Annotated in this window: 18 protein-coding genes; 14 read left to right on the forward strand and 4 right to left on the reverse strand. The window is 66.4% G+C overall.

All coding sequences use genetic code 11. The features are described 5' to 3' along the window. Positions 1-31: 31 nt before the first annotated feature. Together BLR05_RS16040 and BLR05_RS16045 are read right to left on the reverse strand one after the other, a co-directional pair. Positions 32-4,075, reverse strand: a complete 4,044-nt coding sequence (locus BLR05_RS16040; RefSeq protein ID WP_092835964.1) for a tetratricopeptide repeat protein — start codon at positions 4,073-4,075, stop codon at positions 32-34. Continuing rightward, positions 4,035-6,893: a bifunctional glycoside hydrolase/polysaccharide deacetylase family protein gene (locus BLR05_RS16045; RefSeq protein WP_092835966.1), complete on the reverse strand. Its 2,859-nt coding sequence runs from the start codon at positions 6,891-6,893 to the stop codon at positions 4,035-4,037. The genes BLR05_RS16040 and BLR05_RS16045 overlap by 41 nt, the downstream gene beginning before the upstream one ends. A 327-nt stretch (positions 6,894-7,220) precedes the next feature. On the opposite strand from BLR05_RS16045, the gene galE reads away from it, so the two are divergent. Next, the gene (gene galE, locus BLR05_RS16050; protein ID WP_092835968.1) at positions 7,221-8,240 is read left to right on the forward strand and encodes a UDP-glucose 4-epimerase GalE; all 1,020 of its coding nucleotides are present in this window, start codon (positions 7,221-7,223) and stop codon (positions 8,238-8,240) included. Positions 8,241-8,246: 6 nt separating this feature from the next. Here the strand turns inward: galE and BLR05_RS16055 are convergent, their stop codons facing one another. Beyond that, complete coding sequence (locus tag BLR05_RS16055; protein ID WP_092835970.1) at positions 8,247-9,566, reverse strand: dicarboxylate/amino acid:cation symporter; 1,320 nt, start codon at positions 9,564-9,566, stop codon at positions 8,247-8,249. Between the two features lie 152 nt (positions 9,567-9,718). Here BLR05_RS16055 and BLR05_RS16060 point away from each other — a divergent pair, with 152 nt between their 5' ends. From BLR05_RS16060 to BLR05_RS16120, 13 genes are all read left to right on the forward strand, one after another. Further along, entirely contained in the window at positions 9,719-10,582 is an 864-nt protein-coding gene (locus tag BLR05_RS16060) for a D-hexose-6-phosphate mutarotase (protein WP_092835972.1), read from the forward strand. Positions 10,583-10,653: 71 nt separating this feature from the next. After that, entirely contained in the window at positions 10,654-11,454 is an 801-nt protein-coding gene (hisF, locus tag BLR05_RS16065; protein ID WP_092835974.1) for an imidazole glycerol phosphate synthase subunit HisF, read from the forward strand. 26 nt (positions 11,455-11,480) lie between these two features. Beyond that, a complete protein-coding gene (gene hisI, locus BLR05_RS16070; protein ID WP_081483718.1) occupies positions 11,481-11,906 on the forward strand; it encodes a phosphoribosyl-AMP cyclohydrolase in 426 nt (141 codons plus the stop codon). A 5-nt stretch (positions 11,907-11,911) separates the two neighbouring features. Beyond that, positions 11,912-12,325, forward strand: a complete 414-nt coding sequence (locus BLR05_RS16075; protein ID WP_092835976.1) for a phosphoribosyl-ATP diphosphatase — start codon at positions 11,912-11,914, stop codon at positions 12,323-12,325. Positions 12,326-12,336: 11 nt separating this feature from the next. After that, complete coding sequence (locus tag BLR05_RS16080; RefSeq protein WP_092835978.1) at positions 12,337-12,726, forward strand: DUF4870 family protein; 390 nt, start codon at positions 12,337-12,339, stop codon at positions 12,724-12,726. Then, positions 12,719-13,756, forward strand: a complete 1,038-nt coding sequence (locus tag BLR05_RS16085) for a patatin-like phospholipase family protein (RefSeq protein ID WP_092835980.1) — start codon at positions 12,719-12,721, stop codon at positions 13,754-13,756. Before BLR05_RS16080 ends, BLR05_RS16085 begins: the two co-directional genes overlap by 8 nt. 32 nt (positions 13,757-13,788) lie before the next feature. Then, positions 13,789-14,145 (forward strand): histidine triad nucleotide-binding protein, encoded by a 357-nt coding sequence (locus tag BLR05_RS16090; RefSeq protein WP_092835982.1) that lies wholly within the window; start codon positions 13,789-13,791, stop codon positions 14,143-14,145. A gap of 244 nt (positions 14,146-14,389) precedes the next feature. After that, positions 14,390-14,653: a Sec-independent protein translocase subunit TatA gene (gene tatA / locus BLR05_RS16095; RefSeq protein WP_092835984.1), complete on the forward strand. Its 264-nt coding sequence runs from the start codon at positions 14,390-14,392 to the stop codon at positions 14,651-14,653. Between the two features lie 65 nt (positions 14,654-14,718). Then, a complete protein-coding gene (tatB, locus tag BLR05_RS16100; protein WP_092835986.1) occupies positions 14,719-15,213 on the forward strand; it encodes a Sec-independent protein translocase protein TatB in 495 nt (164 codons plus the stop codon). Between the two features lie 54 nt (positions 15,214-15,267). Then, positions 15,268-16,065: a twin-arginine translocase subunit TatC gene (gene tatC, locus BLR05_RS16105; protein ID WP_092835988.1), complete on the forward strand. Its 798-nt coding sequence runs from the start codon at positions 15,268-15,270 to the stop codon at positions 16,063-16,065. 44 nt (positions 16,066-16,109) lie between these two features. Continuing rightward, complete coding sequence (locus tag BLR05_RS16110; RefSeq protein ID WP_092835990.1) at positions 16,110-16,574, forward strand: hypothetical protein; 465 nt, start codon at positions 16,110-16,112, stop codon at positions 16,572-16,574. Between the two features lie 259 nt (positions 16,575-16,833). Next, on the forward strand, positions 16,834-17,043 hold the full coding sequence (locus tag BLR05_RS16115; protein WP_092836031.1) for a helix-turn-helix domain-containing protein: 210 nt from the start codon (positions 16,834-16,836) through the stop codon (positions 17,041-17,043). 36 nt (positions 17,044-17,079) lie between these two features. Then, positions 17,080-20,841 carry an N-6 DNA methylase gene (locus BLR05_RS16120; RefSeq protein WP_092835992.1) on the forward strand — a complete coding sequence of 1,254 codons (3,762 nt, stop codon included), beginning with the start codon at positions 17,080-17,082 and terminating at the stop codon, positions 20,839-20,841. A 362-nt stretch (positions 20,842-21,203) separates the two neighbouring features. Here the strand turns inward: BLR05_RS16120 and BLR05_RS16125 are convergent, their stop codons facing one another. Next, positions 21,204-22,349, reverse strand: a complete 1,146-nt coding sequence (locus BLR05_RS16125; RefSeq protein WP_092835994.1) for a trypsin-like peptidase domain-containing protein — start codon at positions 22,347-22,349, stop codon at positions 21,204-21,206. Positions 22,350-22,422 lie beyond the last annotated feature (73 nt).

Here is a 22,422-nt window from a genome sequence, read left to right on the forward strand (position 1 = left end):
GGGAGAGTCCTTTCTTCTTTGGAGAAACGCGTCAGAAATGCAGCCGGTAGCTGAAGACCAGGTTGCGGTTGAGCCCCTGCTGCAGCTGCAGGCCCGATTTGCTCAGGCCCCAGGTCAGGCCGAGGTGGTCGCCGCCCAGCACGCTGCCGGCCATGCCCAGCCGCACCTCGTAGCCCGGCCCCAGCCGGCTGTGCCAGGTGCGGCTCGCGCTGGCATAGGGCCGCAGCGTGCGGGAATACTCTTCCTCGTAGCGCATGTTGGTCGATACCTGCAGCCCGTAGTAGGTGAAGCTGTCGGGCAGGAAGTAGTCCGGCCCCGGCACGATGCCCGGCAGCAGGTAGCGCTGGAATTCGCGGTCGCGCGGGGCGAGCGAGAAGATGTCGGTGCGCGAGAAATCGTGGCGCGACCAGAACGCGCCGAACTCCAGCAGCGGCGCCTCCTGCCGGTAGGTGTGGATATAGCTCAGCGTGGTGTGCCGTCCGCTGCCGAGGCCGGCACCGGTCTGCAGGCGGTAGCGCTCGTCCGCGTACTCGAGCACGAAGCGGTCCAGGCGCGATGCCTGGTAGCGCAGGCTGGCGCCCGCGCGGCGCTTCATGCCGGCGATGCGCAGCGCGAGGCTTTCCTGGCTGGGCAGCTGGAATCCCAGTTCCATGCGCAGCGACAGGCGGTTGTCGATGCGTTGCTCGTGCTCGATCTGCACGGGTGTATAGGCCTGGAAGCTCACGCGGCGTCCCGCGCGCAGCGTGGTTTCCCCGTCCGGATGGCGCCAGTGCAGGCGGGCGTCGAACACGCTTTCATCCGGAGGATTCACCACCACCAGCGGATCGGTGGAGCGGCGCCGGATGCTGGCGAACTCCAGGTCCAGCGCCATGCGCGGATTGAAGGCGATGTGGAAACGGCTGCCGGCCTCGTCCTCGTCCAGGCCGCCCAGCTGCTGGATCTTGCCGTAGCCGCCGGCGTGGTCGCTGAACGCCAGCAGGGTTTCGGTGAGCTGCAGCTGCAGGGGCTCGTCCTCCCGCTGTTCGCCCTGCGCGTCGAAGGCCGCGGTCTGCGCGAGCCGCACATCGTCCACGGCGCGAGCTGCATTGACACGGTCGTAGCGCGGCAGGCGCTCGTCGAAACCTTCCAGCAACTGGCCGGTGGCGGCCTTGTCGTCCTCGGCCAGCGCCACCGTGATCTCGGCCCAGAGCGGCCGGTTGGTGCGCGTGCCGCGGGCGCGGGCGTACTGCTGCCAGAGGTAGCCGCGCTCGGCGGTGTACTCGCCGGCATCCTGCAGCCAGCCGATGGCGGTTTCCGCCGCCGCGTTGGACATGCGGTTGCGGTCGTCCGTGTCCATGCGCAGCAGCTCGCGCAGCACGTCCAGCGCCGGATCACCGGGCCGCTGGGTGAGCATGAGGCGGGCGCGGGCCACGCGGCGCGTGGTGTCCAGGCCTTCCTCGGTGAGCCACCGGGCGCGGGCCTGCTGCGGCGTGAGCCGCTTGCCGGGCTCGCCGCCGGCCTGCCGCGCGGCGCGCCACTCGCGCGAGAGCAGTTCGCGGCGCAGGCGCCAGGAACGGTCGGTCTGCTGGTTCTGGTCCAGCGCGTCGGCGTAGTTCATGAGCCACAGGAAATCGTCCTGGTGCTGCGCCACGCGCGGCGTGAGGTAGCGCTCCAGCGCGACCTGTGGCAGCGAGAGCGCCTGGTAGGCGGCGGCGAGCGCGTCGTGCACGTCCTCGTCGCGCGCCCAGCTGCGCTCCTGCGTGGTCAGCAGGGTGCGCAGCGCGACGGCATCGTTGCTGTCGATGAACAGCCAGATGAGCGCCTGGCGCATCTCGGACGAATCGGGGCTGGCGCGCAGGCCGTCCTCGTAATAGCGCCGCGCGCGGGCAAGGTCGCCCTGGGCCTGGTAGTAGCCCCCCGCAAGGCGCAGAAACTCGGGAATCTCCCGCAGGGCGGCAACCGCCTGCTGCGTTTCCTGCGAGCCGGCTTCGAGCTTGCGCATCAGCGGCCGCATCGCGTCCCACTGGTTGCGGCTGGAATAGACCGACAGCGCATCCACGAGGTAGCGCGGGTCGCCGAATTTCTCCCAGGCGAGCGCCGACACCTTGGCGGCCTCGAGCGGCTGGTCGGCCATGAGCAGGCGGATCAGCGCGTCGTAGTCGGAACGGTCGTGGTCCTTGGCGCCCACCAGCGCCCGGTAGGCCTGCACGGCCAGGGCCTGGCGCTGCCGGCTCTCGGCCAGCTGGCCGGTCAGGCGCCAGAAATCCATGGCGGCGGCCTCCGACGGGGCCTGCCGCTGCTGGGCGGCCTCCAGCCAGCCCAGGCCCTCGTCGGGCCGGTCGTGGGTGAGCGCGAGCACCGCTGCGCGCATGGCCCGCTCGGGGGTAAGCTGCTTCGGGTCCGCCAGCAGGCGGCGCCAGGTCTCCAGCGCCAGCGTGGGTTGTCCCGCGCGCTCGGCCAACTGGGCCAGCAGCTCCACGGCCTCAGGTATCTTGCCGTGCTGGCGCAGGTAGTCGATGGCCGGCTGGGGTTCGCCGATGCGTTCGTAGGTGGCCACCAACTGGCGGATCAGCCCGAAATCGTCCGCCCGCTGGCGCAGCTGGAAGCGGATGGCCTGCACCAGGGCCGTGTCGTCGAACTGACCCGGCGCGATCCGCAGCACGGCCTGCCAGGCCGCTTCCTTCTGCGTGCGCTGGGCCACCACCAGCCAGTTCTGCAGCGCCACGCCGGGCCGCTGCGACCATTCCGACACCTGGGCGAGCCGTTCGCGCCAGGCCAGGTCGTCGGGCTGCGCCTGCACCGCGGCGTGCGCGATCAGCCAGGCGTCGTCGAGCTTGCGGTTTTCCAGGAAGACCTCGAACGCGATGCCGTAGATCTTCTCGTCGTAGGGCAGCAGGTGCGCCGGGATCGGCACGGGCGGGGCCGCGACGGCAGGGGCCGGGGCGGGGGCGGAAGCGGCCGGAGCGGCAGGTGCAGCAGGGGCCGTAGGGGCCGGTCCCGCCGTGCGGCGGAATCCCCAGCCGTTCGCCGTACCGGCGCCGGCGGCGGACGGCAGGGTGAGCATGGGCGGGCGCAGCAGGTGGGCGCCATCGTCGTAGCACTGCGCCGGAGCCGGGGCGGGCGCGGGGGAACCGTGCCACGCCATGGGGCGCAGCATCGCGCCGACGGTGGGCACCGCCGCGGCCAGCGCGGTGGCGTCGTCCTCCCACTGCCGCAGCCAGGACATGCGCAGCAGCTGCCGCACATAGCGGTCCGCGACGGCGGGCTTGCCGGCCGCACGCGCCAGCTGCGTAATCATCAGCAGCACCTGCGGATCCTTCGCCAGCGGGCCGATCTCGCGCTCGGCCATCTCCAGCGCATCCACGGGCCGGTTGCCGGACTGCAGGGTGCGCACCGCGGCCATATAGAAGGACTTGGCCTGCTCCGCGTCAGGCGTGGCGCGGCGCGCCAGCAGGTAGAGCTCCGCGGAGCCCGCGTAGTCCGACTGGCCAAGGGCCTCCTTGGCGGCACGCTCGTAGAGCAGGGCGGCTTCCCGCGGATCGGTGGCCTCCTCGGCCATCCTGCGGGTCATCGCGGCCCCGAGCACGCGGTCCTGCAGCTCGGCGGCGCGGCGCGTCAGCAGCACGCGGCGCTCCAGCGGCCAGGGTTCGGCGGACAGCGCGCGCAGCTGGCGCAGCAGGTCCTCGCGCATCGCCTTGCGGTAGGTGGCTTCCCGCTCGGGCGTGCGCTGGTACTCGGCATACGACAGTTCCCAGAGCGCCCACAGCGCGTCGCGGTGGATCTGAGGGTCGGCGGAGTCCAGCGCAGGCTGCAGCGTGGCGCGCGCATCGCCCATCTGGCCGACGGCGATCTGCCGCTGCGCCAGCAGCAGCCGCAGGCGCGGGTTGTCCGGGTCGCTGCGCAGCAGGTTGTGCAGATAGGCGACCGAGAGCGCGGAGTTCTCGGTCTCGGCCAGCCGGCGTTCCAGATCCTGCCGCGGGTAGAGCAGCCACAGGCCGCCGCCCACCATGCCGGCGAGCAGCGTGATCAGCCAGGGCGGCGCCAGTACGGGCCGCTCAGCGGGCTGGGCACTGGAGCTGGATTTGCGCAGCAGCATGGGTCAGTCGGTAGGCGAGGACGTCGGTGCCGGCCGTGGCGGCCTGGCGTTCCGGGGCGATGGCGCGCTGGTCGGCGCGCACCTGGCAGCCGCGCGCGTTCGCGAGGCTGAAAGCGAGGGGGGCATGGCCCGTGAGCCGGAAATCGGTGCGCGTGCCGTCGGCCGCCACGCTCCAGTCCGCGATCCGGGCATTGGCTTCGAGCAGGTAGGGCGCCGGCCGTGCCGCCGTGGCCCCTGAGGCCGGCTCCGTGGTGTTGCCCGATATGCCGGAGGCCTGGTCCGTGCGCAGCCAGGCCGATCCGCCCGTGAGGTGCACGTAGAGGCCTTCGCTGCCGTCCCGGTAGCCCGCCACGCCCTGGCTCGCGGCCAGCTGCGGCGTGCCGAGCGCGCCGGGCAGGCGCAGCGTGCGCAGCTCGCCGTCGCCACGCACGCGCCAGCCGCCGCCGTCGCGCGCGATGGCGACGGTGTGGAAGTCGCGCACCTTGCGGATGTACTCCGAGGCGAACACCGGGTGCAGCGGCTGCGCCATGGCCCAGTCGTACACCTTGCGCAGCGCGTTCAGTCCCGCGCGCTTGCTGGCGGAATACACGTGGTAGTAGATGTCCACCGGCTTGATGCGCCGGGGCTTCCCGGTCATCTCGAAGCTCTGGATCACCTGCTCGAAGCCGTAGTAGGGACCCTTCCAGAGATTGGTGTAGATGTTCTCGTTGGTGATGGGCGCGTACACCTGCAGGTAGCCGTTCTTCTGGATGCCGAAGGCGCCGACGGCCGTGAGCGACGGATTGGTGCGCGTGATCGAGGTGTCGCCGCCGTTCATGTTCAGCAGGCCCGCGCCTTCGGTGATCTCCAGCGCCTCCGCGTTGGGCGCCGTGTCGCCCGACCACAGCAGGATTTTCACGCGCTTGTCGGGCGGAGCGAGCCGGCTGTTGATGTAGTCGGTGGAGCCCACGATCTCGCGCCGCAGGTCCATCGTGTAGCCCGGCACGTCCAGGCTCATGGCCGCTTCCGAGTTGTCGCTGAAGAGGCCGTGGCGCACGCTGCGGTCCCAGAGGAACGGGTGCGAATAGGTGTGGCTGGCGATCTCCACGTGCGGCAGCCGGAACATGCGCCGCGCGATGTCCTCCATCTCCGCGCTGGTGTCGGGGTGCAGCCCGTGGGGCGCGACCTCTGCCTCGATGACGGACATGGTCTGCGGCACCTGGGTGTACTTCTCGAAGATCTCCTTGAGCAGCACGCCGCCCGCGTTGGGGCTGCCCGCCAGTTCCGCGCGCGAGGGGAAGCCGTCGCCGTCCACGTGCGAGAACAGCAGGCGCCGGCCGTTCTCGGTGGTGACGTCCGGCACGGGCACCGGCTGCAGCCGCAACGCCTGCGCGAGGAAGGCGAAGGGATCGACCATCCAGCGGGCATAGTCGGTGCCGGGCACTTCCGTCACCACGAAGGGATCGATGACGAAGCCGCCCCACGGCAGGATGGCGCCGCCCAGGTACGAGCCGCCGCGCGCGTCGCGGTGCTCGATCAGCGCGCGCGCAGGCTGCCGGGCGGGGGCGCCGTTGCGCATCACCCATTCGAAGCGCGAACCGCTGGAAGGCTGCACGGCCAGCTCGAAGCCCATCATCGGGTCCTGCACGGCCACCTGCTGCTCGCCGCGCGGCGGGCTCGCGTTGCCCTTGATGCCCAGCGCCTCGTTGAACTGCCGGTCCAGCGCGAAGCCGAAGTTGCCCATCACGGCGAGCGGCATGCGCTCGCCGAGCCGCGCGGACAGCCACTGGCTCACGGTGCGCACCCGGCCTTCGGGCAGGTAGCCCGAGAACCAGGTGACGATGCCCGCGTAGCGGTCCTGCAGGACACCCTCGGGCAGCGGGTTGCGCACGTCCGCATAGTCCACCACGTAGCCCATGTGGTTGAGCGGCATCTGCAGGAAGCGGTGGGGCGACGAATAGTTGAGCGAGAGCGATTCGCCGCCGTAATAGACGACCAGCACCCGGCGCGGCACCAGCTCGACGCTGCCCACGCCCACGGTGCGCACCTGCCCGTCGGTCACCCAGGGGATGAAGCCCAGCGCCTTGATGCGCTCGGCCGTGGCGCGCGAGAGTTCCCTGTCGGCCGGCGGCACATAGTCGATGGCCAGCACCGGCAGGCCGTCGCGCTCATGGATGGTGCGCAACTGCCCCAGCAGCCATTCCCGGTCGGTGGCCTTCACTTCCTCGTAGCGGCGCGTATTGGCGTTCCACCCCTGGAAGAGCGACTCGGCGGCGACCATCTGCACCTTGTCCTTCACCCGGGGCACGATCTCGAAGCCCCGGTTCAGGATCAGCTGGACACCGGGAAAGCGCTGGTGCAGCGCCTCGATCACCCGCACCAGGCCCTGCTGCTGCGCCGCTTCGTCGAACTGCTTTGCCAGGCGGTAGGAGTCCAGCGTGTCGAGGAAGAAGCCCCGGTAGCCTTTCTCCCACAGGGGGGCGACCACGCGCGTGGCGAAGAACTCGGGCCACTCGGCGGGCGTCTGGTCAATCACCTCGGAGTTCCAGGCGCCGTTGCGGGCCATCTTCCAGGCATCGGGAATGTCGCGGAAGTACGCGCGCGAGGACTGCACCTCGGCCACGGAGACATAGGCGTAGAGGGAACTGCCCGTCTTCGCGAAAGACTGCGGGTCGTAGCCGTGGTCCGGCTCGACCACGACGATGTCGAACACCTTGAGCTCCGACAGCGGTGCCGACGGGCCGTAATGCAGCGCCACCGCCGGCGAAGCGGCCCAGGCCACTGCCGCGGAAAGTTGCGCGATCAAGCAGAAAAACAACAGTCTCAGGCGTCTGGACACGGCGCGTTGGTCTTATGAAGTGAAAAAACGTCTAAGGGTTTGCCCGCGATCCGCGGGGCCCGCCGGAGCGCCTGCCTGCCCGGTGGGGCGGGGCCACTCCCTCCTATGGAGTGCATCGTGGCCCAACCGGGCCGCTGTGGTTAAACCCATAGAAAAAAACAATTCATTGTATTGTTTCAATTATTATCAATTCTCCTGCGCTCTTTGCTGCTTTCAGCAAATTCCCTTTCCAGAGGGCTCCGGCACTTGCACGCCGGCTGCATTCCAGGGTTGGCCTTCGGGTGTTACGCAGGCCAGAATAGGGCGGATTCAACGGGAGGACAGCGCGTGATACTTGTGACGGGCGGAGCCGGATTCATCGGCTCGCATACCTGCGTGGCACTGGCCGAGGCCGGGCTGCCATTCCTCATCCTGGACAACTTCTGCAACAGCCGCCGCTCGGTGCTGGAACGCATGGGCCGCATCACCGGCCGCGTGCCCGACCTGGTCGAGGGCGACGTGCGGGACGAAGGCCTGCTTGCGCGGATCTTCGCGGAGCATCCCATCGGTGCGGTGATCCATTTCGCCGCGCTCAAGTCGGTGGGCGAATCGGTGCGCGAGCCGCTGTCGTACTACGACAACAACGTGGCCGGCACGGTGGCGTTGCTGCGCGCCATGCGCAAGGCGGACGTCCGCACCCTGGTGTTCTCCTCGTCCGCGACGGTGTACGGCGAGCCGGCCTCCCTGCCCATCCGCGAGGATTTCCCCCTCTCGGCCACCAACCCCTACGGCCAGAGCAAGCTCATGATGGAGCAGGTGCTGGCGGACGTGGACGCCTCCGAGCCGGGCCGCTGGCGCATCGCCCGGCTGCGCTACTTCAACCCCGTGGGCGCGCACGAGAGCGGGCTCATCGGCGAAGACCCGCAGGACGTTCCCAACAACCTGCTGCCCTACGTGGCCCAGGTGGCCGTGGGGCTGCGCGAGCGCCTGAGCGTCTATGGCGGCGACTACCCCACGCCGGACGGCACGGGCGTGCGCGACTACATCCACGTGTGCGACCTGGCCGACGGCCACGTCGCGGCGCTGCGCCACCTGCGCGCGCACCCCGGCCTGCTCACGGTGAACCTGGGCACGGGTCGGCCCGTGTCGGTGCTGGAGATGGTGCGCGGCTTCGAGGCCGCGAGCGGCCGGCCGGTGCCCTGCCAGGTGGTGGCGCGGCGGCCCGGTGACGTGGCCGCCTGCTGGGCCGACCCGGGGCTGGCCGAACGGCTGCTGGGCTGGAAGGCGCGCCTCGGCCTGGACCGGATGTGCGCCGATGCCTGGCGCTGGCAGGACGGCGTGGCCCGCAGTCTCCTGCAGGCCGGCTGAAAAAGGTCAGGCCGCCGTGGCGGTGCCCGGGGCGCCTGCGGGGGCGTCGTCGGGCTGGGTGTCCAGCGTGGCGGCGTGCACGGCCGCATCCTCTTCCGACAGCAGTGCGTCTTCCCACTTCGCCACGACCGCGGCGGCGATGGAGTTGCCCACGGCATTGGTCGCCGAGCGGCCCATGTCCAGGAAGGTGTCCACGCCCAGGATCAGCAGCAGGCCGGCCTCGGGGATGTGGAACTGGTTCAGCGTGGCGGCGATCACCACCAGCGAGGCGCGCGGCACGCCGGCCATGCCCTTGGAGGTGAGCATCAGGATCAGCAGCATGGTGATCTGCGTCTCGATCGGCAGGTGGATGCCGTAGGCCTGGGCGATGAACAGCGTGGCGAACGTGCAGTAGATCATCGAGCCGTCGAGGTTGAACGAGTAGCCCAGCGGCATCACGAAGCTGGACACCCGGCGCTTCACGCCGAAGCGGTCGAGCGCGTCCAGCAGCTTGGGGTAGGCGGCCTCGGAGCTTGCCGTGGCGAACGACAGCAGGAAGGCTTCGCGGATGTTGCGCAGCAGCTTGAACACCCGGCCGCGCAGCGCGATGAAGCCCGCGGTGATCAGCAGGGTCCAGAGCAGCACCAGGCCCAGGTAGAACTGGCCCATGAACACCGCGAACTTGAGCAGGATGCCCAGGCCGTTCACCGCCACCGTGGCGGCCATGGCGGCGAACACCGCCACGGGCGCGAAGCGCATCACGTAGCCGGTGATCTTGAGCATGGCGTGGGACAGTTCCTCCACGCAGCGCACCAGCGTGCGGGCCTTGTCGCCCAGGCTGGCGAGCGCGACGCCGAAGAACATCGAGAACACCACGATCTGCAGGATCTCGTTGTTGGCCATGGCCTCCGCGAACGACTTGGGCACGAGGTGGTTCACGAACTCCTTGAGCGTGAACTTGCCCGTGGCCAGCTGCGTCGCCTGGTGGGTGTCCGGCAGCGGCAGGCCGAGGTTGGCGCCGGGCTGGAGCACGTTGGCCAGGACCAGACCCAGGGCCAGCGAGACCAGCGAGGCCGTCAGGAACCACGCCATGGCCTTGAGGAACACGCGGCCCACGGCGGCGGCGTCACCCATGTGGGCGATGCCCACCACCAGCGTGGAGAAGACCAGCGGCGCGATCAGCATCTTGATCAGCCGCAGGAAGATGTCCGAGAGGATCGATACGTAACCGGCGACCGCCGCCTTGTCCGCGACGTGCGTGTTGATCAGGTATCCCGCGAGGATGCCGATGATCATCGCGATCAGGATGCTGACCGTTGGGGGAAGCTTTCTTTTGTTCTCTGGCATGGTGCAAGGCAGAAATGAGCGATGGATCCCCCGGCGCTCTCCTTGCGCCGTTGGCGGGGTGGCGCATTGTCGTTCAATACGCGGTGCGTACCCGGGCCGCAAACCGCCCGCCATGCGGCTGCGCAAAGGCCGTCACTCCTACAATCCGAAATATGACAGCCACCGCTTTGGCCGCGTCCCCGGCCCCCGTCCCGCCGTTTCCGGATCTGCCCGCCGTCCGGCTGCACAGCCCCCGGTCGGGCGCCGCCACCGTGGCTTTCCAGGGGGCGCAGGTGCTTTCCTGGACCACCGCGGACGGCGTCGAGCGGCTTTTTCTGAGCCCCCGGTCGGCCCATGACGGGCACACGGCGATCCGCGGCGGCGTGCCGGTCTGCTGCCCCCAGTTCAACCAGCGCGGGGCTTTGCCCAAGCATGGCTTCATGCGAAATTTGCCTTGGAAATTGGTATCCGAGTCGTCAAACGGTCACGTGACGGGTGCCGTGATGGCGCTCGAGGGCGACGAGGCCACCCGCGCGCTCTGGCCCCATGCCTTCCAGGCCCTGCTGGGCGTGGAGCTGTCCGAAGACGCGCTGCGCGTGTCGCTCACCCTTCGCAACACCGGCGATGCGCCCTGGTCCTTCACCGGCGCATTGCATACCTACCTGCGGGTGGCGGACATCGCCCGGGCGCAGGTGGACGGGCTCGGGGGCTGCGCCCGCTGGGATGCCGTGGCCGACCGGCGCGGCGTGCAGGAGGGCGCGGTGCGCTTCGACGGCGAATACGACAGCGTGTTCGACGCCCCCGGCGCGCCGCTGCGCGTGGAGACGGGGCAGGGCGTGCTGGCGGTCACCCAGGGCGGCTGGGCCGAGAATGTCGTCTGGAACCCCGGCGCGGAGCGCTGCGCGGCGCTGCCGGACATGCCCGGGGACGGCTTCCGGCACATGCTGTGCGTGGAGGCCGCCTGCGTGCACCGGCCCGTCGAAGTCGCACCGGGCGCCGAATGGACCGGCTGGCAGCGGCTCGAAGTGCTGCGCTGACGGCGTTGCCCAGGGGCTCCCATTTCTTCCTTTCGCTTTCTTCTTTTCTTTCTCTCTTGCAGGATCCGCCCATGCTGGCCAAACGCATCATTCCCTGTCTGGACGTCACCGGAGGCCGCGTCGTGAAGGGCGTGAACTTCCTGGAGCTGCGCGATGCCGGCGACCCGGTGGAGATCGCCGCGCGCTACAACGGCCAGGGGGCGGACGAGCTCACCTTCCTGGACATCACCGCCACCAGCGACGGGCGCGACCTGATCCTGCCCATCATCGAGGCCGTGGCCAGCCAGGTGTTCATTCCCCTCACGGTGGGCGGCGGCGTGCGCACCGTGGAAGACGTGCGGCGCCTGCTGAACGCGGGCGCGGACAAGACCAGCTTCAATTCCGCCGCCATCGCCAACCCCGAGGTGATCGATGCCGCCTCCGCGAAATACGGCGCGCAGTGCATCGTGGTGGCCATCGACGCCAAGCGCCGCACCCCGGAGGAGGCCGCGCGCCCCGGCCCGGACGGCGCGCCCCGCGGCGAAGGCTGGGACGTGTACAGCCACGGCGGGCGCAAGAACACCGGCCTGGACGCCGTGCAGTGGGCCGCCGAGATGGCGCGCCGCGGCGCGGGCGAGATCCTGCTCACCAGCATGGACCGGGACGGCACCAAGTCCGGCTTCGACCTGGCCCTGACCCGCGCCGTGAGCGACGCGGTGAGCGTGCCGGTGATCGCCTCGGGCGGCGTGGGCAGCCTCGACGACCTGGCCGACGGCGTGCAGCAGGGCGGGGCGGACGCGGTCCTGGCCGCCAGCATCTTCCATTACGGTGAATACACCGTTGCGCAGGCCAAGGAGCGCATGGCCGCGCGGGGCATTCCCGTGCGGCTCTAGGGGCATGGCCCGGTGGGCATGGTTTCATGCTGCAGTGCAACAAAAAAGCGGAGAATGGGGCGATGAACTGGCTCGATGAAGTGAAATGGGATGCGCAGGGCCTCGTGCCCGTGATCGCGCAGGAAGCGGCCACGGGCGACGTGCTCATGTTCGCCTGGATGAACCGCGAGGCGCTGGCCAAGACGGCCGAACTGGGCCGGGCGGTGTATTTCAGCCGCTCGCGCGGCAGGCTGTGGTTCAAGGGCGAGGAATCCGGCCACGTGCAGACCGTGCACGAGATCCGGCTCGATTGCGACAACGACGTGGTGCTGCTCAAGGTGACCCAACTGGGCCACGAGCCCGGCATCGCCTGCCACACCGGCCGGCACAGCTGCTTCTTCAGCGTGCTCAAGGACGGCGCCTGGCAGGCCGTCGATCCGGTCTTGAAAGACCCCGAGTCCATCTACAAGTGACAGCGATGACCCACGATTCCCTTTCGCCCTCGGCCGCGCCGGCCGTGCATTCCGGTGACGCGCTCGCCCGGCTCGCCGCCGTGATCGAGAGCCGCAAGCCCGCCAACGGCGGCGACGCCGACAAGAGCTACGTCGCGCGCCTGCTGCACAAGGGCCCGGACGCCTTCCTCAAGAAGATCGGCGAGGAGGCCACCGAGGTGGTCATGGCCGCCAAGGACGTGGACCACGGCGCGGACGCCTCCAAGCTCGTGTACGAGGTGGCCGACCTCTGGTTCCACTCCATGGTCGCCCTGGCGCACTACGGCCTGGCGCCCGCCGACGTGGTGGCCGAGCTGGAGCGCCGCGAAGGCACCAGCGGCATCGAGGAAAAGGCGCTGCGCAAGTCGCTGCAGCGGGCCGCCGACGAATCCCAACCCTGAGGACCGCCGACATGAACCGCAACGACATCACCGACATCGACCTCGACGCGCGCGCCGACGGCCTGAAAACCGTTGGCTGGGTGAGCTACATCCTGCACCTCATCGTCGCGGTGGGTGCCGTCATCCCGGGCGCGCAGCCCGGCGCGGCGCTGCTCATCATCGCCCTCGTCATCGACCTGGTGAAGAAAGGCGATGCCGAGGGCACATGGCAGGCCTCGCACTTCTCCTGGCGCATCCGCACGGTGATCTGGGCCGGGGTGCTCTACCTCGTCACGGCGCCGCTGTGGCTGCTGTTCGTCTTCCCCGGCTGGATCGCCTGGGGCCTGATCTCCATCTGGTTCCTCTACCGGATCGTGCGCGGCATGGTGGCCATGAACAAGGGACAGGCCGTCGATGTCTGAACGGGCCGCGCCGGCGCCGGGATCGGTGCCCCTCAACCTCGCCCTGCAGGGCGGCGGATCGCACGGCGCGCTCACCTGGGGCGTGCTGGATGCGCTGCTGGAAGACGGCCGCTTCCACTTCGAGGGCATCAGCGGCACCAGCGCCGGCGCGATGAACGCGGTGGCGCTGGCCCACGGCTTCGCCCAGGCCGCCCACCAGAACCCCGGCCTGCGCGGCGAGGCGCTGCACGAGCGCGGCTGCGCCATGGCGCGCGAGGCCCTGGCGCGGCTCTGGGAGGGCGTGGGCGCCATGGGCAGCCTGATGTGGGGCGTGCCGCTCGCCTCCACGCCCCTGATGGGCATGATGTCGCAGTGGCTGTCGCCCTACCAGACCAATCCGCTGGGCATCAACCCGCTGCGCCGGCTGCTGGAGCGCGAGGTCGATTTCGACGTACTGCGCGACGCGCCCGGGCCGCGCGTCTTCGTCTGCGCCACCAACGTGCGCACCGGCCGCGGCGTGATCTTCTCGGGCCAGCGCCTGAGCGCCGACGCCGTCATGGCCTCGGCCTGCCTGCCGCTGCTCTTCAAGGCGGTGCAGATCGAGGGCGATCCCTACTGGGACGGCGGCTACTCCGGCAACCCCGCGCTGCACCCGCTGATCTACAAGACCCGCTGCGCCGACATCCTGCTGGTGCAGATCAACCCCATCGAGCACACCGAACTGCCCGACAGCGCGGCCGACATCATGGAGCGCATGAACGAGGTCACCTTCAACGCCAGCCTGCTGGCCGAGATGCGCGCCATCGAGTTCGTGCGGCGCCTGCTGGCCGAGGGCAAGCTGGATGCGCAGCGCTACAAGAGCGTGCGCATGCACCGCATCGACGGCGGCTCCGTGCTGGCCGGGTTCGGTGCCTCCAGCAAGCTGCGCGCCGACCTGCCGTTCGTGCGCCAGCTTTTCGCGCTCGGCCGCGCGGCCGGGCAGGCCTGGATCGAGCGCCACCACCGGGACGTCGGGGTGCGGCCCACGGTGAACATCGCCGACAATGCCTGACGCGTTTCCCGACCCGATTCCTTTCCCACGCCATGCACGATCCCGACTGCCTTTTCTGCAAGATCATCGCCGGCCAGATTCCCTCGCGGAAGGTCTATGAGGACGACGAAGTCTTCGCCTTCCACGACATCCACCCCGGCGCACCCGTCCACTTCCTCATGGTGCCCAAGCTGCACGTGCATTCCATGGCCGGCGTGACCGATGCCCATGCCGGCCTGCTGGGCCGCATGATGGTGCTGGCGCCCAAGCTCGCGCTGGAGCAGGGCTGCAATCCCTACCCGGACGGCGGATTCCGCATCGTGGTAAACACCGGCACGGAAGGCGGCCAGGAAGTGCACCACCTGCACCTGCACGTGATGGGTGGTCCGCGCCCCTGGCTCAAAGGGTGAATATCCCCCTGAGCGGCTGCGCCGCTTCCCCCTTCTCTCGCGCTGCCGCGCGGGAAGGGGGACGACGCCAGTGGCCGGGCAAAGCCCGTTCCACGGCGTCTGCTGGCATGGCCTGCTCCGCGGCCGCCGGACTGCGGCATGCCGCCGTTTTGCGCAGTGACGCCTTCCCATCGGCGGTCAGGGATATGCAACTTCCGTGACTTGCGCCGGGTCTAGAATGGGCCGTATTCGTTAGGAGATTTCCATGGGTTCCTTTTCCATCTGGCACTGGCTGATCGTGCTGCTCATCGTGGTGATGGTGTTCGGCACGAAGAAGCTCAAGAACATCGGCTCCGACCTCGGCGGTGCCGTGAAGGGCTTCAAGGACGGCATGAAGGACGGCACCGCGCCCGACGGCACGCCCGCCTCCACCACCGCGGCCACGCCCCCCGCAGGGCAGGTGACGAACCAGCAGGCGCACGCCGCCGACCAGGGCACGATCGACGTCGAGGCCAGGCACAAGGGCTGACCGGGCGCCCCGGTCCTTGATTTCCCTCCTCCTTCTTCCCCGCTGAACCGCCTTCCCGCCCATCCATGATCGACATCGGCCTCTCCAAGATGGCGTTGATCGGCGCCGTGGCGCTCATCGTCATCGGCCCCGAGAAGCTGCCCCGCGTCGCGCGCACCGTCGGCACCCTGCTGGGCAAGGCGCAGCGCTACGTGGCCGACGTGAAGGCCGAGGTCAACCGCTCCATGGAGCTGGACGAGCTGCGCAAGATGAAGGACACGGTGGAGACCGCCGCGCGCGACGCCCACCACAGCTTCCAGACCCACGCGAGCGAATTCCAGAAGGACTGGGAATCCGGCACCTCCGATGCGGCCGCGGCCGGCCACGACGGCAGCCTGGACCCCGCCGCCCTGGAAGGGCCATCGTCCCGCATCGTCCCGACCTACAAGCACCCCGGCAAGAACTGGCGCCTCAAGCGCAGTGCCACCCCGCAGTGGTACAAGGCGCGCGCCGGCGTGCGCACCAAGGCCCAGTCGGGCGCGGCGCGCGTCGCGCGCTTCCGGCCCCGCAAGTTCCAGTGATGGCCTGCTGACGGCCGCGTCCGCGCGGCCCCGCGCGGGCCGCCCACCTCCACCATGTCCGAAAAACCCTCCCTCGAAGACGAGCTGGCCGGTACCGAGCAGCCCTTCGTCGCGCACCTCATGGAGCTGCGCGACCGCCTCATCAAGGCCGTCGTCGCCGTCGGCATCGTCGGGGCCGTGCTCTTCTTCTACCCCGGCCCGGGCCGGCTCTACGACCTGCTGGCCGCGCCCCTGGTGGCGCACCTGCCCGCAGGCGCGACGCTGATCGCCACCTCGGTGATCTCGCCCTTCATGGTGCCGCTCAAGATCCTGCTGATGTCGGCCTTCCTGGTGGCCCTGCCCGTGGTGCTCTACCAGGTGTGGGCCTTCGTGGCGCCGGGCCTGTACTCGCACGAGAAGAAGCTCGTGCTGCCCCTGGTCATCTCCAGCACCGTGCTGTTCTTCGCGGGCGTGGCGTTCTGCTACTTCTTCGTGTTCGGGCAGGTGTTCAGCTTCATCCAGAGCTTCGCGCCCAAGAGCATCACCGCCGCGCCGGACATCGAGGCCTACCTGAGCTTCGTGCTCACCATGTTCCTGGCCTTCGGCCTCGCCTTCGAGGTGCCCGTGGTCGTCGTCGTGCTGGCGCGCATGGGCATCGTGGACGTGGCCAAGCTCAAGAGCTTCCGCGGCTATTTCATCGTCGTCGCCTTCATCATCGCCGCCGTCGTCACCCCACCGGACGTGGTGTCGCAGCTCGCGCTGGCCGTGCCCATGTGCCTGCTGTACGAACTGGGCATCTGGGCGGCGCAGATCTTCATCCGGCACACGCAGGCGCCGGAGGATGCGGCGGAGCAGAGGGAGCCGTCGGCCTGAGGGTTGCAACGAACTGCACGCGCTCTGGCCAGGGAGGGAAGAACGTGCAGACCCACCATCTCCGCCTGCTGGCGGACTATCACCAATTCATCCTGCAGGACGAGGCGGCCGAGGGTGACCTCTCCGGCGCCTGGGACGCCGCCGCCGTGCAAAGCATGCTGGCGGTCGCGCCCGGCATCGTGGGTTGTGGCACCGTACGGAACATGCAGGTGCCAGTGACGCTGGAACTGTGGGATGCCGAGCCGCCGGCTGATTTCGAGCGCTTCGACCATGTGGTGGAGGCTTCGCTCGCCCTGGCGACTGGGACGCTGGTGGTGGCGGGCTGTACGGACTATTTGCCGGACGCAGCGCGGTTTGCCTTTGTGCCGGGGGTGTACCGGGTGAGGTTGTCGGCGGCGGGGTTGGGGTCGCTGTCGGAGGATGGGTTGGAGGGGGAGGACTGGTACCGGGTGCAGGTGTGGCCGGTGGTGGTGGAGGCGTCTGTAGTGGTGAAGCAGTATTTGGATTGAGTGCGGGGGGGGCTTTGCTGGCATCTGGCGGTCGGCCTGCATTTTCGGTGACCGCTTTAGGCTGAGTCCGGCCATTGGCGGCGCCTTGGGCGACAGTCTGTTCCCGACCCGTTGCGGGCATTGGCGAGCGGCTGCTTCAGTTCAGACTGACCGCATTTCGTAGCGCTTCACGGAAAAGCTGACGATTACCTGCTAGATTCGACTCTTTGCCATTTTGTGCGACTGAGTGCCATCCAATTTTCCGCTCTTGGAGCATCCCGTGACCGAGCCCTGGGTATCCGTTGAACAGGTCGCCGAACACTTAGGCGTCACGCGTGACTCCATCTATCGCTGGATCGACAGCAAGCGCTTGCCCGCGCACCGCGTGGGTCGCTTGTGGAAGTTCAAGCTGTCCGACGTTGATGAATGGGTACGCGCTGGGGGCGCGGATGACACGACTGGCAGCGAAGCTCCCGCTGTGTCGCCTTGATTGACCGGTTAGAGCAAGATACTGAATAAGAAAATAATGCTGACTCAAGACAATTTGTCGGATTTGCTGGGCGCCCTTGGATTCGAGAAAAAGGGTGCAATTTATCGTAAGGGGTTCGGCGCAGCCATCCTTGAGGTGAATTTCATTAAGAAGGAAATTTCTTATCCCGAAGCTGCTGGACTGATTATTAGCGAACGGCAAACCTGCAACTTCGACGCTAACGAAAATTTCGTTGTACTCGAATGCGTACACCGCCTGCTGGAAAAGGGCTATAAGCCTGAGCACATCGAACTGGAGCCCAAGTGGAAACTGGGGCGTGGCGCCAGCGGCGGACGTGCCGACATTCTGATCAAGGACAACGATGGCCGTCCCTTGCTGATCATCGAATGCAAAACGGCCGGAATCGAATTTAAGCGCGCTTGGAATAAGACTCAGCAGGACGGCGATCAACTCTTCAGCTACGCGCAGCAAATCAGCGAAACCCAGTTCCTGTGCTTGTACACCTCGGACCTGGATGCAGGCGCGGTCAGCTACACCAGCCACATCATTGCGCATCGTGATAATGGCAAATACCTAATTGAAAATCCGCTGTTCAAAGGCTTTAAGTCGGCCACCGATGTGAAAGAGCGCCATGCCGTTTGGCGTGACACCTACAAGCTCGATTACACAACCAAGGGAATTTTCGAAGAAAACATTCAGCCGTATCACATCGGCAAAGACAAGTATTCGTTGGCCGATTTGCATGCCATCTCGGCTAGAGATCAGCAGAAGAAGTACCACGAGTTTGCCACCATCCTGCGCCAGCACAATGTGTCGGGCCGTGAAAACGCCTTTGACAAGCTGGTTAACTTGTTTCTGTGCAAGCTGGTGGACGAAATTGAAAATCCCTCCGATCTGAAGTTTTACTGGAAGGGTGTGGCCTACGACACCCATTTCGATCTGATGGACCGCCTGCAGCAGTTGTACCAAGCAGGTATGGGCAAGTTTCTCGGCGAAGACATCACATACATCAACCAGGGCGACGTCAACAACGCACTTCGATTTATCAAACAGAACCCGGATGCCACGCAGCGGGCGGTGTGGAATTTGTTCATTCAGCAAAAGTTTTTCACCAACAACGATTTTTCATTGATCGATGTTCACAACGAAAAGTTGTTCTACCAAAACGCCGAGGTGCTGCTGAAGATTCTGCAAATGTGGCAGGACATTCGCCTGACCGACCCGCACGGCCACAACCAGTTTCTGGGCGATATGTTCGAGGGCTTCCTCGATCAGGGTGTCAAACAGAGCGAGGGGCAGTTCTTCACCCCCATGCCCATCTGCCGCTTCATCATGATGAGCCTGCCGCTGGCCTCACTTGTCCAGCGCAGCGCCACACCGCCCAAGGCCATCGATTACGCCTGTGGCGCAGGCCACTTTCTCACCGAGCTGGCCTTGCAGCTCAAGCCCTTGGTGGAAACGCATCAGCCAGAAGCAGACCTAGCGGCGTATCACAAGGCTCTCTATGGCATCGAGAAGGAGTACCGCCTCTCCAAGGTGGCCAAGGTGTCGGCCTTCATGTACGGGCAGCAAGGCATCAACATCTGCTACGGCGACGGCCTGATCAAGCAGCACGAGGCATTTCCAGAGATCAAGGACGGAAGTTTTGACCTGCTGGTCGCCAACCCACCTTACAGCGTGCGCGGCTTTCTGGAAACGCTGCCCGAGGAAGAACGCAAGGCCTACACCCTTGCCGATACCATCAATGATCTCGAAACCTCCAACAGCATCGAAACCTTTTTCATCGAGCGCGCTAAGCAACTACTGCGGGCCGATGGCGTAGCTGCGATCATCCTGCCATCCAGCATCCTGTCCAATGGCGGCAGCGCCTACATCCGCACCCGCGAAATCCTGATCCAGTATTTCGACATCGTCGCTATTGCTGAATTCGGCAGCGGCACCTTCGGCAAAACGGGTACTAACACCGTAACCCTGTTCCTGCGTCGCAAGAAGACCGCTCCCGACACCGCCGCGCACTACCGCGAGCGCGTAGAGGAATGGTTCAAGGGCCGAGATGCCAGTAAGCGCAAGCAGGTCATCTACAAGGATGAGCACTTGATTGCCCGCTACGTCGCACACATCAATGTGCCGTTGGAGGACTACAAAACCCTGCTCAGGGGAGAACCAAACGGTGCATGGACCACTCAACTGGAGGCGGTCTACCTTGAAAAATTCAACAGCAGCAACGAGGTCACCAATCTCTACAAGGCCAAATGGTTCAAGGTCTTGACGCTGGAAGCGCAGGACGCCGAGGTCGAAAAACGCTATCTAGCGTTTGTCCAGGCCATCGAGCGCGACAAGCTCTACCATTTCGTAATGGCCTGCGATCAGCCCAATCCAGTGCTGATCATTCGCAGCCCGACGGAGACCAAGGCCATCAAGCAATTCCTCGGCTACGAATGGAGTTCCGCCAAGGGCGACGAGGGCATCAAGCTGATCAAGGATGTCCACGGGCGGCACCTAACGCCGTTGTATGACGAAACCAACCGGGACAACACTGGGAAGCTCAATTTCAGCATTGCGGCGAATTTTAACGGTACGCTGTCGGCTATCCCGACGGCGTTGCAGGAGGTGGCGCGAGCGGCTCCGTTGGTAGAGATGCTGGATTTTTCTCGAGTCGTCTTCGAAAAACAGATCAACTTGGCGATCAAGGGCGGCGCAAAAGTCGTATCCAAGTGGCCCATTTTCCCGTTAAGCCGCTTGGCTGAAATACGAAAAGGCACTTCAATTACCCAGAAAAAAGCTGTGCCCGGAAGATATAAAGTCATTGCAGGGGGTATGACTCATGCTTACATGCACAATGCTTTCAATCGCCCGGCTAACACAATAACCGTCAGCGCATCAGGCGCCAGTGCTGGTTATGTGGCTTTTTGGAGGGAGCCAATTTTTGCATCCGATTGTACAACGGTGCGTGGAGTGGATGATGAGTACACGGAATACCTCTACCACGTACTAAAAAGTCGGCAGAGCGAAATTCAGGCGGCTTCGAGTGGTGCGGCGCAGCCTCATGTTTATCCAAAGGATCTTGAGGCTCTACAAATTCCACTGCCTGACCCGATCACACTGAACAACATTGTCTCTGAGTGCAGGTTGATTGACGTTGAGGTCAACTCTTCGCGCGACACGTCTGAGAATGCCTTGGCCCGCATTGACGTGGAAGTCGCCAATATTTATGGATCTTCAGTTGCACATTTAGAAATCGGAAAAATCGCCATCGACATTCAGTACGGCCTGAACGAAGCCATGAATGAGGGCGGTGTCGGCTACAAGATATTCCGCATGAATGAAATCATCCGTGGCCGGATGGTGGACAACGGCAACATGAAGTGCGCAGACATTAGCGCCGAGGAGTTTGCCAAATACAAGCTCAGCAAAGGTGACCTGCTTTTCAATCGCACCAACAGTATCGAGCATGTCGGCAAGACCGGGCTATTCGATCTGGATGGAGACTATTGCTTTGCCTCTTACCTTGTGCGCGTGGTGCCCGACACGGGGAAGGTGCTGCCGAAATTCCTGGAAAAGATGATGAACTCGTCGGTCTTCCAAATCGAAGCGAAAGGCAAGGCCTCGAAGTCGATCAATCAAGCCAATATCAACGCAACGATTATGCGCAATATCAAGGTGCCGGTGCCGACCCTCGCAGAGCAGAAGAAATTCGTCACCAAGATCGAGGCGCTGGAACAGCAGATTGCCGATGCGCAGGCGGTGCTCAAAAGTTCATCCGCCCGCAGGCAGGCCATCCTGCAAAAGTATCTTTAAGCCACAACGTCGCAAGCTCCTTGGCACCAGAGCTTGCGCGCCCTGGCTCATGACGACGGAGTCGCGGCGTTCAAGGAACGCGACAGACTAAGTGGAGGACCGCTCGGAGGAGTTCGGTAACCAAAGTAGTGAACAGGATGATCGTTCGGGCGGACCGGCCTCGCCGGTCGCTGGGTTCACTTGCTGAACCACAGCTTTCGGGCGCCGAAGCGGGGAGCAGCAAAGACCGTTGTTGGTCGGGGCCTGCCGGCTGGGCCCGCTGCGCTGACCGACGGCATCTGCTGCGAAGCCGCCTTTCGGTACGTCGCCTCTCTCTACTTGCGAAAACGATACGCGCTCTCAACCCGACAGAGGCCTGCCCTTCACCGCCGCTGCCCCCTCTGCTGCGGCCGCGTCCCCGGCACCACATTCAATTCCAGCTGCGCATCCCCCCGCTGCAGCTGGAACGCCGCCGGCTCGCCCGGCTTCAGGGCCGCGACGGCGCTGAGCAGGGCCGAGACGTTGTCGGTGGGCTTGTCGCCCACGCGCACGATCACGTCGCCGGGGCGGATGCCGGCGCGGGCGGCGGGGCCGTCCTGCAGGACGCCGGTGATGATGACGCCCTCGGTGGCGCGCACGCCGAAGGTGGCGGCGAGTTCGGGGGAGAGTTCGTTGGGTTCCACGCCGATCCAGCCGCGGGTGACCTGGCCGTCCTTGACGATGCCGTCGAGCACCAGCTTGGCGGTGGAGACGGGGATGGCGAAGCCGATGCCCATGCTGCCGCCGGAGCGGGAGTAGATGGCGGTGTTGATGCCCATCAGGTTGCCGTTGATGTCCACCAGCGCGCCGCCGGAGTTGCCGGGGTTGATGGCGGCGTCGGTCTGGATGAAGTTCTCGAAGGTGTTGATGCCCAGCTGGCTGCGGCCCAGGGCGCTGACGATGCCGCTGGTGACGGTCTGGCCGACGCCGAAGGGGTTGCCGATGGCCAGTACCTGGTCGCCCACGGAGAGCTGGTCGGAGTTGCCCAGCACCATGGCGGGCAGCTTGTCGAGGTCCACTTTCAGGATGGCGAGGTCGGTGTCCGGGTCGGTGCCGATCACGGTGGCGCGGGTGCGGCGGCTGTCGGCCAGGGTGACCTCGATCTCGTCCGCGCCTTCCACGACGTGGTTGTTGGTGAGTATGTAGCCGTCCGGGCTGACGATCACGCCGCTGCCCAGGCCGGTCTGCGTCTGCTGCGCGCCCTGGTCGCCGAAGAAGAACTGGAACCAGGGGTCGTTGCTGCGCGGGTTGCGCACGGCCTTGCTGGTGTTGATGCTGACGACGGCCGGGGCCGCCTTGCGCACCGCCGCGCTGAAGCTGCCCGCCACGGGCTGGGAGGAGGGGGCGGACGGCGCCTCGATGAGCGAGATGCCGGCGCTGCTGCGCGTGGCGCCGCGCCGGATCCAGTCCGGTTGCAGGGTGGCGACGACGAAGTAGGCGGCGACGAACACGGTCACGGCCTGGGAGAACAGCAGCCAGAAGCGCTTCATGGTGACAGGTGGGGCGGCAAAGGCCCACATTGTCGCCACTTTGCGCGGCCGTGGGCCGTGGGAGGGCATGCCG

This window comes from Paracidovorax cattleyae, from assembly GCF_900104515.1.
Classification (GTDB): domain Bacteria; phylum Pseudomonadota; class Gammaproteobacteria; order Burkholderiales; family Burkholderiaceae_C; genus Paracidovorax; species Paracidovorax cattleyae.

Excerpts from the sequence above, each read along its gene's own strand:
- tatA (WP_092835984.1), top strand. The coding sequence starts at position 14,390 with ATGGGTTCCTTTTCCATCTGGCACTGGCTGATCGTGCTGCTCATCGTG.
- BLR05_RS16055 (WP_092835970.1), bottom strand. The coding sequence starts at position 9,566 with ATGCCAGAGAACAAAAGAAAGCTTCCCCCAACGGTCAGCATCCTGATC.
- tatC (WP_092835988.1), top strand. The coding sequence starts at position 15,268 with ATGTCCGAAAAACCCTCCCTCGAAGACGAGCTGGCCGGTACCGAGCAG.
- tatB (WP_092835986.1), top strand. The coding sequence starts at position 14,719 with ATGATCGACATCGGCCTCTCCAAGATGGCGTTGATCGGCGCCGTGGCG.
- BLR05_RS16040 (WP_092835964.1), bottom strand. The coding sequence starts at position 4,075 with ATGCTGCTGCGCAAATCCAGCTCCAGTGCCCAGCCCGCTGAGCGGCCC.
- BLR05_RS16120 (WP_092835992.1), top strand. The coding sequence starts at position 17,080 with ATGCTGACTCAAGACAATTTGTCGGATTTGCTGGGCGCCCTTGGATTC.
- hisI (WP_081483718.1), top strand. The coding sequence starts at position 11,481 with ATGCTGCAGTGCAACAAAAAAGCGGAGAATGGGGCGATGAACTGGCTC.
- BLR05_RS16125 (WP_092835994.1), bottom strand. The coding sequence starts at position 22,349 with ATGAAGCGCTTCTGGCTGCTGTTCTCCCAGGCCGTGACCGTGTTCGTC.
- BLR05_RS16085 (WP_092835980.1), top strand. The coding sequence starts at position 12,719 with ATGTCTGAACGGGCCGCGCCGGCGCCGGGATCGGTGCCCCTCAACCTC.
- BLR05_RS16090 (WP_092835982.1), top strand. The coding sequence starts at position 13,789 with ATGCACGATCCCGACTGCCTTTTCTGCAAGATCATCGCCGGCCAGATT.
- BLR05_RS16060 (WP_092835972.1), top strand. The coding sequence starts at position 9,719 with ATGACAGCCACCGCTTTGGCCGCGTCCCCGGCCCCCGTCCCGCCGTTT.
- BLR05_RS16075 (WP_092835976.1), top strand. The coding sequence starts at position 11,912 with ATGACCCACGATTCCCTTTCGCCCTCGGCCGCGCCGGCCGTGCATTCC.
- BLR05_RS16080 (WP_092835978.1), top strand. The coding sequence starts at position 12,337 with ATGAACCGCAACGACATCACCGACATCGACCTCGACGCGCGCGCCGAC.
- hisF (WP_092835974.1), top strand. The coding sequence starts at position 10,654 with ATGCTGGCCAAACGCATCATTCCCTGTCTGGACGTCACCGGAGGCCGC.